This is a genomic window from Chryseobacterium sp. 14P4.3.2, assembly GCF_057799275.1.
In genome coordinates, this window is sequence record NZ_JBYOKO010000003.1 from 1 (window position 1) to 15478 (window position 15478).

The window sequence follows — 15478 nt, forward strand, 5'->3', positions numbered from 1 at the left end:
TCGGGAATCTCCATTTTCAAATACTTCTGTCTTTAAAATTTGCTCTTCAGAGGCTTCTTCAAGAGTCTTATTTTCCATTTCAAGGGCTTCCCAACGATGTTTGATCCTGATTTCCTGAAGGGCTTCCAGAGCTAGCTTTTGAACATGAAAGCGGTCGATCACCTGTACTGCATTAGGAAAGCATCTTTTAGCAATACGCTTCATGGAGCCCGCCATATCCAAAGTTATTTCCTTTACCTTCATACGAAGTCTCCTGCTGATTTTTAAAAGATGCGCGATGACAAAATCACTCTGAGTCCCTTTTATAATTGCAACAATACTTCCTTTTCTCCCTTTGGCTCTTTTGGAGGTAAGAACGGTATACAGTTCTCCATCAGATAAAGCAACTTCGTCTAAGGATAGGGATGCTGAGAGATTTTCAGGATAAATGATCCAGTCTTCTGCGTGAGGTTTTTGTTCCCAGCTATAATATTCGCTGAGTTTATTCTTGTATTGTCTCTGGAAGGTTTTACCCTTGATACCAAAAATTCTGCTATAACTTTGAGAGGAAGAGCTTTAGTGTCTGCTAATTTTTTTTAAGAAGACGGCAAATTCATTTGTCATGCGCGTTCCTTTAGCTACAACCTGCCAGTTTCTTTGAAGGATTTCTCCTGAAGACTTATCGGTCCATCTTCTTCTTTTCACGTGAAGCTTTACGATTTTACCCCTTAATGGGTAATCATCTACAATAATTTCAGGTAAAAAGCCTTTTGATTCCAGCAGTCTTTCTTTAAATTCCTCGGGAATACTGCTTTTTTCTTCAAAATAAATATGAAGTTCACCAGAATATTCTTCTGCTTTGAGGATATCAAAGTGTTCAACTAGAAATTCTGGAAGTAAGAATTTAAGAAGGTCGTAATCGCTTAGCATAAGACAAAGATACAACCACTAAACATTCCCCCCAACTTTTGAGACTGATCCCAAAACTGACTGCTGTATCTCTCGAAAAATCCCCAAACTAAAAATATTTTATCTTTTTTCAGATAAATAGAGATAATCCTGATTTCAAAAAGAGGGGGCACTACCAAAACTAAAGCAACGGAGGGGCTTGTTTTCTATATAGGTACTTACACGATACATAAAAACGGGTTTTCACATTCTGGATAAAACCAGAGTTCTCAACATATAATTTTCGTAATAACTTTAAATCAAATTTTAATGTGATACGTTTTGTCGTTCTCTACATATGGATTTGATTAAATGAACGTTATGAATGTTTTAAACAAAGTGTAACTTTCACAGTTCAATGAAATTTCATAAGTTTACGAACCTCTAACAAACACAATATAAGAGTATTTATGATGAAAAAATTAAAGGTTTTGCCTTTGCTGTGTATAAGTATTTCAGGATTGGGGCAGATTCCAAATTTCCCTACTTCCCAAGCCTCTGCACCAAGCAATCTGGGTAACTTTTCAAATCCAAATTACGGAAGTGCAGCAAGGTCTGTTGCTCCCTCTTTTCCTCATGGTGGATTATACAATCAAAAAAGTTCACAGATAGAGCAGCAGAATATGAGAATGGTTCAGGAAGATTTTAAGAAAGTAGCTCAGGAGCAGGAAGCCAGAAGTAAACAGGAAGAGTACAACAAACAACAAGCCTTAGAGGATTCTTACTATAACTTACCTCCATTTTCAGGAAAAGCAGGAACTCAGTCCTATTATGATGCTTACAATAAATTAGCCTCACTCAATACTGACAATTACTCCATAAGTGAAGCTAATTTCATTGTGGAGAATGCCTTTTACGGGAATAAACAAAATTTTAATCAATTTAAATCTGGAATTCAGAAAACTGCAAAGCAACTTTTGCAGAAAATGAAAGAAAGAAAACAGGATATAGAAAGTAACACAGATAAAAATCTAATGATATTTGAATACTTCTCTAAAGACATGAAGTTGGGAGGAGTTCAACATAAAGCCTACAAATATGATTTTGAGGATTATATGGGGCAAAAAGACCATTCCAAGATGTTTGTTTCCAAACTGCTGAAAACTGGTTCAGGACAGTGCCATTCAATGCCTTTATTATATCTGATGCTGGCAGAAGAAATGAACACAGAAGCCTCTTTAGCTTATGCTCCTAATCATACTTATATCAAGTTTCTGGATGAAGAGGGAGAATGGCAAAATGCAGAGCTTACCAATGGCATTTTTACAGCCAATTCATTAATTCTGGAATCAGGTTATATAAAATCAGAAGCTTTACAGAATGACATTTACATGAAAAGCTTAAGTAAAAAAGAATTGTTAGCCCAGTTCTATACAGATTTAGCCAATGGTTATACCCACAAGTATGGTATGGATGAGTTTGTAGGAAAAACTTTGGATAAGGCACTTGAATACTCACCCAATAACATTTATGCCAATCAACTTAAATCCATGTACCAACAGGCAAGGTTGACTTATGTAGCCAATCAATTAGGAATTAAAGACCTTGAAAACCCTGAGGAACTGCAAAACATTAGGTTTTATCCGAGAGCATTAGCTCTATTACAAGAGACTAGAGCCCAGTTCAGCAATATTGACAATTTGGGTTATGTCCCGATGCCTGAGGGTGCTTATGAAGAGTGGTTAGGAAATATGAAAGGTGAAGCCAACAGCCAGAAAAGTGAAGCTCTTGCTGAAAGAATGAAACTGATTAATGCTGAAAAGCAAAAGCAGAAACAGCAGGAAGTTTTGAGAAAAGCTCAGGAACAAAAGAAAAAAGAATCTCAACAGTCTAACGAGAAAGCTCAGTATTTCCCAATAGACCCAAAACATTTATAATGAAAAGACATTTACCATATAGAACTTTATTCCTAACTCTACTATTTTTATGGCTGAGTGCTGGAACAGCTAAGGCACAAAACAACCAGTTTTATAACGAAGCCTACCAGACATTAGACAACATGCTGAATGATAAACAGCAATACAGCTTCAAAGAGGCTGTTTTTAGTGTGGAAAATGCTTACTATCAAGGTAAGTTAGATACAGATAAGTTGAATCGAGAAATAACCTTTTTAAAGGGCTTTGCTAATGCTATTGTTCAGAGCAGGGATTTAACCTATAAATTGTCAGACAAGGACAAGGTAAGCAAGTATGCAGCAGTATATTCCATTATGTGCCAGACGCTGCCAATTACTATTAAGGATACAGTAATCCAATACAAACCTTTTAGCTATGATTTTGAAGATGTATTTGGACATAAAGATATTACCAATTTGTTTGTATCTAAACTTTTGGCTACCAAAAAAGGGAACTGTAATTCTATGCCTTACTTATATAAGATATTGGCAGAAGAATTGGGAGTTGAAGCTAATCTGGCATTAGCACCAAATCACGTTTACATCAAACATCAAATTAAATCTGATGGATGGTATAATACAGAGCTTACAAGTGGGATATTTCCACAGGATTCATGGTTAATGGCTTCGGGGTTCATTCATTTAAATGCTATCAAAAATGGGGTATTTATGAAAGCCCTGAACAACAAAGAAAGCCTTGCTTTATGTCTATTTGATTTAGCACAGGCATACAACAGAAACTTTCCTGATAATGATGGAGGTTTTGTATTAAAGGCTGTAAACAGAGCATTAGAAATTTATCCCAATTTTGCTAAAGCTTTAATACTGAAAGCTGAAACACACAAAGCACAGTTTGAAAAACTGATGGATAAACAAAATTTGAGTTCCACTAATCCTGAAAACATTAAAAAAGTCCAACAAGACCCAAAGGCTAAAGAACTCATGGTGCTTATGACACAGGAATATGGGCATATTTATGACATAGGCTACAGGCAGATGCCAGAAGAAATGTATTTGGATTGGCTTGTTTCTCTTAGAACTGAGAGAGATAAATATGAGAATAAAAAATTAATGAATAACTTTACGAAATAACAAATGACAATGAAAAGAATTATACTTACTGGCTTTGTACTTCTGGCAGGAATTACACAAGCTCAGGTCAAGAACCCCCAAGCTAAGCCAAAAGCTGAAAAGAAATGGGTAAATTCTGTTAAACTAACTAAAGAAGAGAGAAACAGACCCTATATGGATGAGGTTTTGAAAACCAGAGATTCCATTACTCCTGAAGAAGCTGAAAGAAGAAGGAGAAATATAGCTATTGGAAATCCTTTTAAAGACCGTGGTTATTATCCTAAAATTGCCACACTGAGCAAAGGGAAATACTTAGAATTCCATGATATGAATGCTGTTGTTAATATTGGTTCTGTAAAATACAATCGAAAAACCAAGGAGATAATAGAGTTCAGAGAAATAGATTTGAGTGACCCAGATGCACAGCCTTATTTGGATACAGCAGGTAGATGGTTTTCACCAGACCCTTTGAGTGAAGAGTTCAGAAGGTGGTCTCCATATAACTATGCTATGAATAATCCGTTGAGATTTATTGACCCTGATGGGAGAACTCCAACAGATGATTTTAAGCTATTGAAAAGTGGAAAATTAGAGTTTATGAAAGCAACTGATAGTGATGAAAAGAATGGTGTTCATCGAATATTTAATGAAGATGAAAGTACATCCGTAACTGTAAACAAAGATATCATTGATAAAAGATTGGAAGGGAAGTCAACCGTTCGTGAGGGAGATGATAGTAGAGTAACAGAATCGACTGTATATATTTCTGATGATAAAAAATCAATGAAAAATTTCTTTAATTTTATTAAGGATAATGTTGCTAATGAATTTACCTTAGCTGGTTATAAAAATGTGAAAGAAGGAGGTAAAGAAATATTTTCTTTATCAACCGAATTTAAAAAAAATCAAGATGGTGTTGGAGGTTATTTACCATGGCTAATTTTGAAAAATAAAAACATGAAGATGACTGAATTTACACATTTACACCCAGGAGGAACACTTGTTCCATCGGGGTTTAATGGATATGGCTCTCCATTGGAGGGTGATAGAGCTCACAAAATGCTATTTGAAAAAGACTTTTATAATGGCAGGGTTCCAGATTATTTTAATATAGTTGTTCCTAATTCAAAAAAAACTATAATTTATGACTCATATAAATTTGAAGTTAAATAGGTTGGTCATTGTATTTTTATTACTTATTTTTTCTTGTAACACAGACTACAAGGAAGAAGTAAAAAATGTTATTACTGTAGAAACTAATATCATGATTGATAAAACATCTAAGACGAAAAGTAAAAATGTTATTTATCTATACAATGATTTCAAAGGAGGTGATTCTATTGTTGGTATTACTTATGGACTACCAGACTATGAGAAAGATAAGTATTATCTAAAGAAAACCAACAATAAAGTAGTTTTAATTGAGAAAAATATTTACAATGATTATTTCAAAAAAGAAACTTTAAAGCCATGTAATAACCTAAACTATTTTAGAAGTGAAGACTATTTTCCTATACTTGGAGAATCTTATTTTGTAAATATTCTCATCAAAAATGGTAAGGTTAAAAATGTAGAAAGACATAATGTACCAGAATAAATGAAAATCTATCAATTTCTACATTGTCGTTTGGAATTGCAAAGAAAATCATAGACAAAAATCTGATTTACCAAGATGATTTGTATAAAATAGCATTAAATTTCCTTTTTAAAAAGGGTCAAAGCTTACTAAGATTTCAATCTGTCTTTTTTTGTTTTTTGCAAGTAGTTGTAAATCAATATTTAATTGTGTAAAATAAAGCACTTATGTTGCTGCGTATATAGAGAAACAAAAATTTCCTCTAAAACTGGAGAGAATTTCTCTTTGTTAAAACCTTATAAAAGAGGTGTGCTTGTTCTGCGGCTTATAAAGAATTTCTTTTTGTAATAACAGCTTCGTAATTTGGGAATATACGGGTAAATTTCAACAGCTCCTCAAAGAATCCATATTGAAATTTGACAATTTTACCTCTTAATGGGTCATCATCTACAATAATTTCAGAAAGAAAACCTTTGGACTCTAATAATCTATCTTGTAATTCATCATGAATACAGCTTTTTTCTTGAAAATAAATATCTGCTTTGAGGATATCAAAGTGTTCAACTAGAAATTTTGGAAGTATAATTTAAGAAGTTCGTGATCGCTTAAGATAATCCTTGCTGCCCTATAACTTTTGCACCTGATCCGATGGTCCCCGAAGGGAAACTTTAAATAATAACAAGATTCGGATTTTATCCGATATGAATAATTTAGAAATTGCAAAAAAATTATATGAATATAAAAATCAAAAACTGTTCGCTATCTGATGTAACTGATATTATGAAACTCTATCAAGCGGCAAGGGAGCTCCAGACGGAAAGGGAAATGGTAGTTTGGCCTTACTTTGAAGATGCGTTTCTTAAAAAGGAAATCAATGAAAATCGACAATGGAAAATAACTTTTGATGGTACAATAGCCTGCAATTGGACGATCACATTTGAGGATAAGGAAATTTGGGGAATCAAAGACAAAAACGACAGCATTTATATACATCGAATTTGTACAAATCCTGAATTGCGAGGTAACAGATATATCGATGAAATAGTAAAATGGTCCAGGGAATATGCAAAACAAGAAGGAAAACGGTTTGTCCGCCTTGACACATTGGGAAATAATATAAAGTTAATAGAACACTACACATCGGCCGGATTCAATTTTTTAGGTATGGTCAAACTTACTGATACAGAACAACTACCGGCTCATTATCAAAATGAAAGAAATTGCTGCCTTTTTGAATTAGACGTTTGGATGTAGCATTTTTCTGAATAGCATACTTTCCAAAAAATTATTTTTGGTTCGAATAAAAACTGCGATTGAATGATGTCAACCGCAGTTTTTATTGGTTTTTTGCATTCGCATACCAATAGAGCAGGCGCGCTGCGGATATTATTCCAAAATGGCTTTAGGTTCAAGATATTCTTCCAGTCCGAATTCACCATATTCTCTTCCAATACCAGACTGTTTGAAACCGCCGAACGGTGCTTTGGAATCGTGCAGAATACCATTAATGCAGACTCTTCCTGCATCAATCTCGGCAGCTACCCGATAGGCTCTCTCTTGATCTGAAGAACTGACATAGGCACATAACCCATAAGCTGTGTCATTGGCAATAGCTATAGCATCTTCTTCATCTTTATAAGGTATAATACTTAATACCGGCCCGAAAATCTCTTCCTGAGCGATACGCATGCTGTTTTTTACATTGGTGAAAACCGTTGCCTTTACGAAATTTCCGGCTTCAAGCCCTTCTGGTTTTCCGGGGCCGCCAACCAATAACGTTGCGCCTTCTTCCAGTCCGATTTTAATATATTCCTGTACCCGTTCAAACTGTTTTTTACTTACCATAGGACCTATACCTGTATCTTCATTTTTTGGGTCACCAACTTTTGTTTTCTCAACTGTGTTTTTTGCAATTACATTTACCTGTTCTAATTTATCATAGGGAACCAATAAGCGGGTAGCAGCTGCACAGGCTTGTCCACTATTCAGGAAAGCACCCATTATAGCGGTGGGTATTGCTGTTTCTAAATCAACATCATCTAAAATGATATTCGGCGACTTTCCACCTAATTCCAATGTTACCCTTTTCATGGTATCAACGGCTCCTTTAGCGATAATTTTTCCTACGGCTGTAGAACCGGTAAATGCAATTTTATCAATTCCCGGATTGCGGGTGATTTCAGCACCCACCACATCACCCATTCCGGTTACAAAGTTAACAATACCCTTTGGAAGACCTGCCTCATGAAAACATTCGGCTATGATCTGTGTTTGCTGGGCACTCATTTCACTGGGTTTTACAACGGCTGTACAGCCTGCTGCAATAGCTGTTGATAATTTGGTACAGATAAATCCATTGCTCATGTTCCAGGGTATAATAATACCGACAACCCCCTTAGGCTGTAGACGAAGTTTTGAGTGACCTATAGTACGTTCGAAATCAAAATTTTTCAATGTTTCGATCATCGCTGTAAAATCGTCAATGGCGAATTGAGAAACCATTGAGCAAAACTGATAGGTTCCGCCATATTCTTCAACCATCACATCGGTTAAGTCTTTTTGGCGTTTGATGATTACTGAGCGTATTTTTTCCAGAAGAGTGATACGTTCATCCTTTGTGCTTTTTGAAAAGGTTTTGAACGCCATCCTTGCAGCATGAATTGCATTTTGAGTGTCAACCTTATCAGCGAGTGTTACCTCTGCCATTTTCTGACCACTTGTAGGATTGATCAATTCCAGAATTTCAGTACCATTAGGCGTTATAAATTCACCATTGATATAAATTTTATTAATTACTTTCATTTTTTTGTAATTTTAATTTATACAAAAATCATAAATCTGTCGTGGATACTATTTCGCCTATGGTTCAAAGATGATTTGCTGTAAAGCTCACTTACGAAAAAATTTATTGATTACCTGTTTTCAATAATATCAACGAGCAATTTGCGTTCTGCAAAAAACCATTTTTCATCCTGCTTTACAAACCGGTCTTTGTAACGGATATAAGCTACCATTAATTTCTGGATATTATTCTCAAAGGTCTGATGATGAGCAATACAGTAGGTAATTCCTGTCGCAGTATTTTCGTTTAGAGATAAAATTGTACTCTGCCCGTTAAAGTGCATCGTAGCAGAATACGAGTTCAGATTGTCAAAGACAGGAAATAGAGACGGTCTGCCAGTATATACTTCTGAGGGGCTATCTGCTTTAGGGTCGTAATAGACCTCAAAATTTGTATCGTTCGTAAAAAGGGCCATTTGTCCTTTTGCATCTCTTGTATCCGCGCAATAGGCGTAGCGGTCTACCAGTTCACGAATGGCCAGTCGATCTTCCGCTTCCAGAATTTTTTGATCGTAATTCATTTTGTTATTTTTTTGATTGTTAAACTTTCGGCAGGGGTGGTCCCGTATTTCTTTTTGAAACAGGTGTAGAAATGTGACAGATTCTCAAATCCCAGATCAATATAGATATCTGCGGGCTTCTTATTTTCCATATGAATAATCCTATAGGCTTCTTCAAGACGTTTCTCCTGAAGCCATTTGCGTGGAGAGGTCTGAAAAGCTTTCTCAAAATCCCGTTTAAAGCCTGCAAGACTCCTTCCGGTAAGTCTGGCGAAATTTTCTATCGGAACGTTGAAGTGGTAGTTCTGCAACATGAATTTTTCAAGATCTATTTTAAAAGGTTCTGTGAAATCAAAAAGAAAATTTTTGAGATCCGGACTTAAATTAAGCAGCAATTCAATTGCCTCATCTATTTTTATTTCGGTCAGTTTCCTACTGATGCCTTTTGACTGTTCAATATAGGGAAGCAGGGAGTGGAAATAGCCTTCCATAAGCGCATCTGGTTTTAGCAGTATATTGTTTTCTCCAGAGTATATCTTCTTGCTGCCTGATGGATTATTAGCGGCGAACTGTCGTAATACAGCATCGGTAAGCAGTATCGACATACTTTTGTATTCTTTGTCTTTACCCGGAATTTTTGTGGATTTTGTCAGTTGGTTTCCTCTCGCTAGTAACATTTGGTTTTCACGAAGTACTAATGTGCCTTTGGACAGCTGTATATGCGTTTCTCCCGAAAACTGAAAAGCTAATGTGTGATGAGGTACAAATTGTTCGTGTCCACGTTGTTTGTCAAATGAACAGGAGTATACAAAGCTGTCCTCAAGAAATTGTGTTACAGGCAATATACTTTCATTCATCGTGTGATTGTTTTTAGTGCCTGATGGTATGCTGTATTTCTGGCATTGGTATTACTATCTATCAATAACAAAACAATCATCAGTGCTATAGTGGTTATTCCTGTTGCTCTCCACATTGGGGTATTGGCAAACATGATTAATAAAGCAGCAGCAATGATAATACAGGGTAGAATCTTAAAAACAAGCGCAAGTTCCTTTTGTGATTTTGAAGTTCGCTCTATTTCGGTTTTTACGAATGCCTGTGTATCATGTTTATATGCTTTTTCAAATTGTGAGATGCGTGGCTTATTGGTAAAATACAAGCCTGCACTTACAGTAAATATTAAACCACCTGCAATTAATAAAGGCCATACAAATGCATTGGCCATGACGGTTTTGCCCAATTGCCAAAAACCAATTGATGCCATAAAAAAAAACAAGCCGATCAATGCCGCTATTTTGGCTGAAAATACTTCGGAATGAGCCCAATCTGTACTTAATTTTAAGACGTCCATCTTGATTAATTATTTTAAATTTTATAAAACAAAGGTCAACCTTTTAAGAGTTAAATCATTTGCTTTACAGCTCAAAAATTATTTACTGTACAGCTCAAAATTGGTCAGAAAATACTTTATCAGTGGTAAAACAAATTGATATCATTCTGGTAGCATAAATATAGGGAATAAAAAATAAATCAATCTGGAGATATTGATATTTCAGGTCTAGGTGAGCCATATTACAGTATAGACTTAAATGATGTAATAAAGTCCGTAGTTAAATTTCGCGGGCTGAAAAGATAAAAGGCAGTTCCGAAATACCAAGTTTATTTCCAGCTAAGGATGAGAGCATAAAGATAAGTCAATGAAGCATTTTTTGCTCCATTGACTTGGTCGTAGTTGGTGAAGTTTAATCGTTTTTACTTAATCGGAAATAATTTCTATTTATTATCGGAAATTAACTCGTTGTAAGAAATCTGAACTTATTTATATTTTTAAGTGCGATGCCCGTTCCACGAACAACAGCTCTTAAAGGATCTTCAGCAACGCATACAGGGAGTCCTGTTTTTCTGTGTATTCTGTCAGCAAGCCCATTCAGCAGAGCACCGCCTCCGGCAAGATAAATACCTGTTTTATAGATATCCGCTGCAAGCTCTGGAGGAGTAAGAGAAAGTGTTTCCAAAACAGCATCTTCAATCCTCATAATCGATTTATCCAGAGCTTTAAAAATCTCCTTGTAATTGACCATGATTTCTTTTGGCTTCCCTGTGATCAGATCTCTTCCCTGAACCGGAATATCTTCTAAAGGATAATCAAGTTCCTCCAGGGCAGAACCTATTTCAATTTTTATTCTTTCAGCGGTTCTTTCTCCAATATATAGATTATAGTGTGATCTCAGAAAATAAGCAATGTCATTTGTAAACACATCGCCAGCTATTTTCAGAGACTTATCACAAACGATACCGCCAAGTGCAATCACTGCTATTTCAGTAGTTCCGCCTCCTATGTCAATAATCATATTTCCTTCAGGGTTCTGAACATCTATACCCGCTCCAATAGCGGCAGCCATGGGCTCATAGATTAGCTTTACTTCCTTGGCATTCACTTTCAGTGCAGAATCTTTAACAGCTCTTTTTTCAACTTCAGTAATTCCTGAAGGAATACATATTACAATTCTGAGAGCAGGCTGAATAAATCTACCTCTGATTCCAGGTATCTGTTTGATAAATTCTTTAATCATGTGTTCGGAAGCATGAAAATCGGCAATGACCCCATCTTTTAATGGACGTATCGTTTTGATGTTTTCATGAGTTTTCCCCTGCATAAGTTTGGCTTGTTCTCCAACTGCAATGGGCTTTCCGGTAGATCGGTCAATAGCGACAATAGAAGGCTGGTCAATGACGATTTTGTTATTATGTATGATCAGAGTGTTAGCCGTTCCTAGATCCATTGCAATCTCTTGTGTAAACATATCAAATAATCCCATCTATTCATTCTTTTATAGACTGCTAAAATACGCTTTATGTATTGATATACCTGCCGGCAGACTTCGGGCAGAAGTTAAAGTTGTGTTAATTATTCTTCTGAGACAATTGTAGCCGTTTAATAATCGTCAGATCGAGTATTGTCTTTCATGAGTTTGTCTTTTAAAAATTTTTTAGCACCACCATGTAAAAAATACAATAACAGCTTATTACTATTGTCACGTTAAGGTCTATCTGATTTATAAAAACAATGAATATATGAACAGTTTGTTTGTCTGAAGGAAACCAGAATACCATACTTTGCTCGCTAATTTATTATATTAGAGGCCTAAAAGCTGTTCAATTTTTACAATAATGAGAAAAACCGTTTTTATAACCTTGCTCTTTTGGTCTGTCTATAGCGCAAAAGGACAAAAACAACAAATTTCCAGTGACAGTATTTCTATTTTTTTTGATGAGATTAAAATGGCATCAAAAAAGAACACCGGACTTTGGAATCAAGATTTATACGGTCCTATGATTTTAGTTGATCCGAAAACAAGAACCCTGTTTGCAGATGAACCGGACACTGGAGCTCAGTTGAAACCCAATGGGAATATCTATACAGGAATTTTACCTGACAATGTGAATATTGCTAATACGGCAGTCGGCTGGAGCGGTAAAAGATGGGCCATGATTATGCTTCCGCTTCCTAAGAATAAAGCCGACCGAATTAATCTGCTTGCTCATGAGTCATTTCACCGTATTCAGCCTTCATTAGGATTTGTGCTTAACAATGTTGAGAATAACCACCTTGACCTTAAAGAGGGAAGAATCTATCTGCGTCTGGAAGCAGAAGCATTGAAGAAAGCACTTCAGTCATCTTCGGAAAAAGAAATGCAGCATCTTACTCATGCACTTACCTTTAGAAAATACCGAAATATACTTTATACCAATTCAGCAGAAACTGAAAATTTATTAGAATTGAATGAAGGTCTCGCTGAATTTACAGGGATCATAGCTAGTGGCAGAAATAAAGCGGAGACCATTGTTTTTTTCCGGAAGGGAATAGATGGTTTTTTAAAAAATTCCACTTTTGTAAGATCATTTGCCTATCATACAACTCCCGTTTATGGTTATCTGCTATACCAGAAAGACCGGGACTGGAACAAAAAAGTTACAGCAAAAACTGACCTGACAGATTTATTTATTAAAAGCATTATTATTCCCGCGGATCTGAAAAGTTCCGTTAATAAAATATCCGGACATTATAACGGCTCAGCAATCACCGTGGAGGAGATAAATAGAGAAGAGAAATCTAAAAAGCTAATTGCTGAATATAAGTCAAGGTTTATTGATAATCCACATTTTGAAATAAAATTTGAAAAGATGAACATTTCTTTCGACCCTGGAAATATAGTCCCTGTAGAAGTTCACACTAATCTCTGTTACCGCTTTTAGCCTGTCGTACCGACTGATTATCTTTCTGATTAAACCGGTATACCAATGTAAGGCGATACCGGGCAGCATTGGGAATACTGGTTTGATTAATTTCATAATCAGATCCAATGGTTCTGCTGTTAAACTTTCGGAGCCCAAACAGGTTGCTTACATCCAGGGTAAGGGTTGCTTTATCTTTCAGAAAAGTTTTGCTGCCTCCGAAATCAATACCGTGGACGGCGGCTGCACGGGTTTGGGCGGTCGCATTGGGTCCTCTGAAATTGTAGACCGCCTGAAAAGAAAGCTTATTCTTTAATTTTAACTGGGAACTTACACGTGCCGTAAATGTATTGGCTGAATAATCAAAGTTTTGATGTTGGTAGCTGCCCTGTTCCTTATAATGAAATACATTAAGTTCAGCATTGGCCTGAAGCCACTTAAAGGGATTATAAAGCAGAGAGAGTTCAAAGCCGGTACGTGTTTCTCTATTGATGTTGACCGGCATGGTGATAAATAAACCTTTGGCGTCCCGGAAAGTATAATCTTCAATAACCCCGCTGTTCCGCTGATAATAAAGAGAAGGATTGAACGTAAGTGTTTTCCAGTTTTTAAGGAATGCAATTTCAAATACATTGGCATAAGAGGGGTTAAGATCCGGGTTTCCTATGTAACGGGTACTGAGATCTGTAAGTTCATTAAATGGGTAAAGCATACCCAGCCTTGGCCTGTTGATACGTTTGCTGTAGCTGGCCTGCAGATTCGTTGTGGCATTAAAATGATAACTGAGGTTTAAAGTGGGGAAGAGGCGGTTATAATCTTTCTGATTGGTGTAGCTGCCTGTACGGTCTTCAATACCAATATGGGTAAGCTCACCACGCAGTCCGGCCTGATAGCTGAAAGCTCCTCTTTTGCCGGAAAACTGTATATAAGCACTTCCAATCAGTTCTTTATATAAAAGATGGTTGTCTATCTGATCAATGATTTCCCAGCCTCCCGGATTTTCCTGCTGTGCAATAAAATCACTGTTTACCCTGCGGTCTTCCATTTTTAAACCAAATTCAAGAGTAGACGTGCTGTCTAACGGCTGTATCATATCAGTCTTAATCATCAGGTCTTTACTTTTTCCGAAAGAACCTGTCCTTATCATTGGCAGATTCATTGCAGATGGTAATATTTTAGCGGTTGATAAGTTCCAGTCTTTGTCACTGTCCCAGAAATCGTACTGCATATCTACCGTAAATTTTTTACCCGGCTTTTCGAATGTTCTGGTATAGTTAAATTCAAGTTGGTTATAGCTTCGTTTTTCCCATGATTCACCTTTTCTGCTGAGACTGCTGTCAATAATGCCTTTTTTTCCTGAATAGAGATAGTTGAGTTGTGTTTTATCATGGTCATTGGTTGAGTTTCGCATAAAGGCAGTAGTAATTGTGTTATGGTCATTGATTTTGAAGTCCGCTCCAAGATACAATAGTCTTGCGTCATCATGACGGTCTTCATCCTGACGTTGATTCAGGTAAACCGGTGTGCCGGAAAGTCCGGTTGATTGCTGCATGGTATATAAGCCAACATAATCTGACAGCCGGATGCCATAAGTAGCAAACAGGTTGATTTTATTGGATTTATAATTTAAACTTGGACTTATACGGGTCTCATTGGGAATACCGCCAACCAGCCTTAATTGTCCACTGAAACCAGCCTTTTTATTCTTTTTAAGAATGATATTGATAATCCCTGCTGAACCGGCTGCATCAAAACGGGAGGAAGGATTGGTAATCACTTCTACACGTTCTACCTGATCTGCAGGAAGCTGTTCCAGTGCATTACTTTGTGTCAATCCTGTACGCCGCCCATCCACAAGTACCAATACACTGCTGTTACCACGCAGGCTTATCGTCCCGCCAGGGCTGACACTGACGGAAGGAACAATATTGAGTAAATCTGTGACAGCACCTGATTGTGAGAGAACATCTTTACCCACTTCAAAAACTTTTTTGTCAAGCTTTAGGCTGACGGATGAACGCTGTGCTGTTACAGATACTTCCTGCAGAAGTTTTGTATCAGGTTCTAAAATTATGGTTCCGAGATGTATCACCTCATCAGGTTTTACCTGGACAGGCCGGGTGATCGCCTGAAACCCGATCAGATGATAGCTGATTGTGTAATGTCCTTCGGGAATGTTTTCAAGCCGGAATATGCCTTTGTTATCCGAAATTCCGGCTGCAACGGGAGTTTCTGTATTACCCTTTAATGTAACTGTTACATAAGGTACAGCAGTAGTCTGGTTTTCATGAATAATACCGCTTATCTGACCATTTTGTGCAAAAGAAAACGGAGCAGTGATCATAATCAGGAGGATGGTTGCTAATAGTTTCATGATGTAAAGTTAGAGGAGAGGTAAGGCTCCCGCTGACGAAAACTTCTGAACGGCTCTAT

At 36.7% G+C, this 15478-nt stretch carries 14 protein-coding genes; 6 read left to right on the forward strand and 8 right to left on the reverse strand.

Annotated elements, in window-relative coordinates; translation table 11 throughout:
• The coding region (locus AC27VX_RS05700) for an ISAon1 family transposase (protein WP_488694876.1) at positions 1-528 on the reverse strand (528 nt) is incomplete at its 3' end.
• Between the two features lie 27 nt (positions 529-555).
• On the reverse strand, positions 556-909 hold the full coding sequence (locus AC27VX_RS05705) for an ISAon1 family transposase N-terminal region protein (RefSeq protein WP_236855726.1): 354 nt from the start codon (positions 907-909) through the stop codon (positions 556-558).
• Between the two features lie 428 nt (positions 910-1337).
• On the opposite strand from AC27VX_RS05705, the gene AC27VX_RS05710 reads away from it, so the two are divergent.
• From AC27VX_RS05710 to AC27VX_RS05730, 5 genes are all read left to right on the forward strand, one after another.
• Positions 1338-2804, forward strand: coding sequence for a hypothetical protein (locus AC27VX_RS05710; RefSeq protein WP_488694332.1), 1467 nt, complete (start codon positions 1338-1340; stop codon positions 2802-2804).
• Positions 2804-3913, forward strand: a complete 1110-nt coding sequence (locus AC27VX_RS05715) for a hypothetical protein (protein ID WP_488694334.1) — start codon at positions 2804-2806, stop codon at positions 3911-3913. Before AC27VX_RS05710 ends, AC27VX_RS05715 begins: the two co-directional genes overlap by 1 nt.
• A 9-nt stretch (positions 3914-3922) precedes the next feature.
• Positions 3923-5065, forward strand: coding sequence for a JAB-like toxin 1 domain-containing protein (locus AC27VX_RS05720; protein ID WP_488694336.1), 1143 nt, complete (start codon positions 3923-3925; stop codon positions 5063-5065).
• Positions 5037-5489 (forward strand): hypothetical protein, encoded by a 453-nt coding sequence (locus tag AC27VX_RS05725; RefSeq protein WP_488694338.1) that lies wholly within the window; start codon positions 5037-5039, stop codon positions 5487-5489. The genes AC27VX_RS05720 and AC27VX_RS05725 overlap by 29 nt, the downstream gene beginning before the upstream one ends.
• A 711-nt stretch (positions 5490-6200) precedes the next feature.
• Positions 6201-6722 carry a GNAT family N-acetyltransferase gene (locus tag AC27VX_RS05730; RefSeq protein WP_488694340.1) on the forward strand — a complete coding sequence of 174 codons (522 nt, stop codon included), beginning with the start codon at positions 6201-6203 and terminating at the stop codon, positions 6720-6722.
• A 132-nt stretch (positions 6723-6854) separates the two neighbouring features.
• Here the strand turns inward: AC27VX_RS05730 and AC27VX_RS05735 are convergent, their stop codons facing one another.
• The 5 genes from AC27VX_RS05735 to AC27VX_RS05755 form a co-directional block, all read right to left on the reverse strand.
• A complete protein-coding gene (locus AC27VX_RS05735) occupies positions 6855-8270 on the reverse strand; it encodes an aldehyde dehydrogenase family protein (protein WP_300689359.1) in 1416 nt (471 codons plus the stop codon).
• A 110-nt stretch (positions 8271-8380) separates the two neighbouring features.
• Positions 8381-8830 (reverse strand): nuclear transport factor 2 family protein, encoded by a 450-nt coding sequence (locus AC27VX_RS05740; RefSeq protein ID WP_236858814.1) that lies wholly within the window; start codon positions 8828-8830, stop codon positions 8381-8383.
• Positions 8827-9666 (reverse strand): helix-turn-helix domain-containing protein, encoded by an 840-nt coding sequence (locus AC27VX_RS05745; RefSeq protein WP_236858815.1) that lies wholly within the window; start codon positions 9664-9666, stop codon positions 8827-8829. Before AC27VX_RS05745 ends, AC27VX_RS05740 begins: the two co-directional genes overlap by 4 nt.
• Positions 9663-10160 carry a hypothetical protein gene (locus tag AC27VX_RS05750; RefSeq protein WP_236858816.1) on the reverse strand — a complete coding sequence of 166 codons (498 nt, stop codon included), beginning with the start codon at positions 10158-10160 and terminating at the stop codon, positions 9663-9665. Before AC27VX_RS05750 ends, AC27VX_RS05745 begins: the two co-directional genes overlap by 4 nt.
• A 439-nt stretch (positions 10161-10599) precedes the next feature.
• Positions 10600-11628: a rod shape-determining protein gene (locus AC27VX_RS05755; RefSeq protein ID WP_236858817.1), complete on the reverse strand. Its 1029-nt coding sequence runs from the start codon at positions 11626-11628 to the stop codon at positions 10600-10602.
• A 352-nt stretch (positions 11629-11980) separates the two neighbouring features.
• Between AC27VX_RS05755 and AC27VX_RS05760 the strand changes: the two genes are divergently transcribed.
• Positions 11981-13066, forward strand: coding sequence for a hypothetical protein (locus AC27VX_RS05760; protein ID WP_488694343.1), 1086 nt, complete (start codon positions 11981-11983; stop codon positions 13064-13066).
• Here the strand turns inward: AC27VX_RS05760 and AC27VX_RS05765 are convergent.
• A complete protein-coding gene (locus AC27VX_RS05765) occupies positions 13044-15419 on the reverse strand; it encodes a TonB-dependent receptor (protein ID WP_488694345.1) in 2376 nt (791 codons plus the stop codon). The two genes, AC27VX_RS05760 and AC27VX_RS05765, sit on opposite strands and share 23 nt — an antisense overlap.
• Between the last annotated feature and the right edge of the window lie 59 nt (positions 15420-15478).

Excerpts from the sequence above, each read along its gene's own strand:
- AC27VX_RS05705 (WP_236855726.1), bottom strand. The coding sequence starts at position 909 with ATGCTAAGCGATTACGACCTTCTTAAATTCTTACTTCCAGAATTTCTA.
- AC27VX_RS05710 (WP_488694332.1), top strand. The coding sequence starts at position 1,338 with ATGATGAAAAAATTAAAGGTTTTGCCTTTGCTGTGTATAAGTATTTCA.
- AC27VX_RS05715 (WP_488694334.1), top strand. The coding sequence starts at position 2,804 with ATGAAAAGACATTTACCATATAGAACTTTATTCCTAACTCTACTATTT.
- AC27VX_RS05720 (WP_488694336.1), top strand. The coding sequence starts at position 3,923 with ATGAAAAGAATTATACTTACTGGCTTTGTACTTCTGGCAGGAATTACA.
- AC27VX_RS05725 (WP_488694338.1), top strand. The coding sequence starts at position 5,037 with ATGACTCATATAAATTTGAAGTTAAATAGGTTGGTCATTGTATTTTTA.
- AC27VX_RS05730 (WP_488694340.1), top strand. The coding sequence starts at position 6,201 with ATGAATATAAAAATCAAAAACTGTTCGCTATCTGATGTAACTGATATT.
- AC27VX_RS05735 (WP_300689359.1), bottom strand. The coding sequence starts at position 8,270 with ATGAAAGTAATTAATAAAATTTATATCAATGGTGAATTTATAACGCCT.
- AC27VX_RS05740 (WP_236858814.1), bottom strand. The coding sequence starts at position 8,830 with ATGAATTACGATCAAAAAATTCTGGAAGCGGAAGATCGACTGGCCATT.
- AC27VX_RS05745 (WP_236858815.1), bottom strand. The coding sequence starts at position 9,666 with ATGAATGAAAGTATATTGCCTGTAACACAATTTCTTGAGGACAGCTTT.
- AC27VX_RS05750 (WP_236858816.1), bottom strand. The coding sequence starts at position 10,160 with ATGGACGTCTTAAAATTAAGTACAGATTGGGCTCATTCCGAAGTATTT.
- AC27VX_RS05755 (WP_236858817.1), bottom strand. The coding sequence starts at position 11,628 with ATGGGATTATTTGATATGTTTACACAAGAGATTGCAATGGATCTAGGA.
- AC27VX_RS05760 (WP_488694343.1), top strand. The coding sequence starts at position 11,981 with ATGAGAAAAACCGTTTTTATAACCTTGCTCTTTTGGTCTGTCTATAGC.
- AC27VX_RS05765 (WP_488694345.1), bottom strand. The coding sequence starts at position 15,419 with ATGAAACTATTAGCAACCATCCTCCTGATTATGATCACTGCTCCGTTT.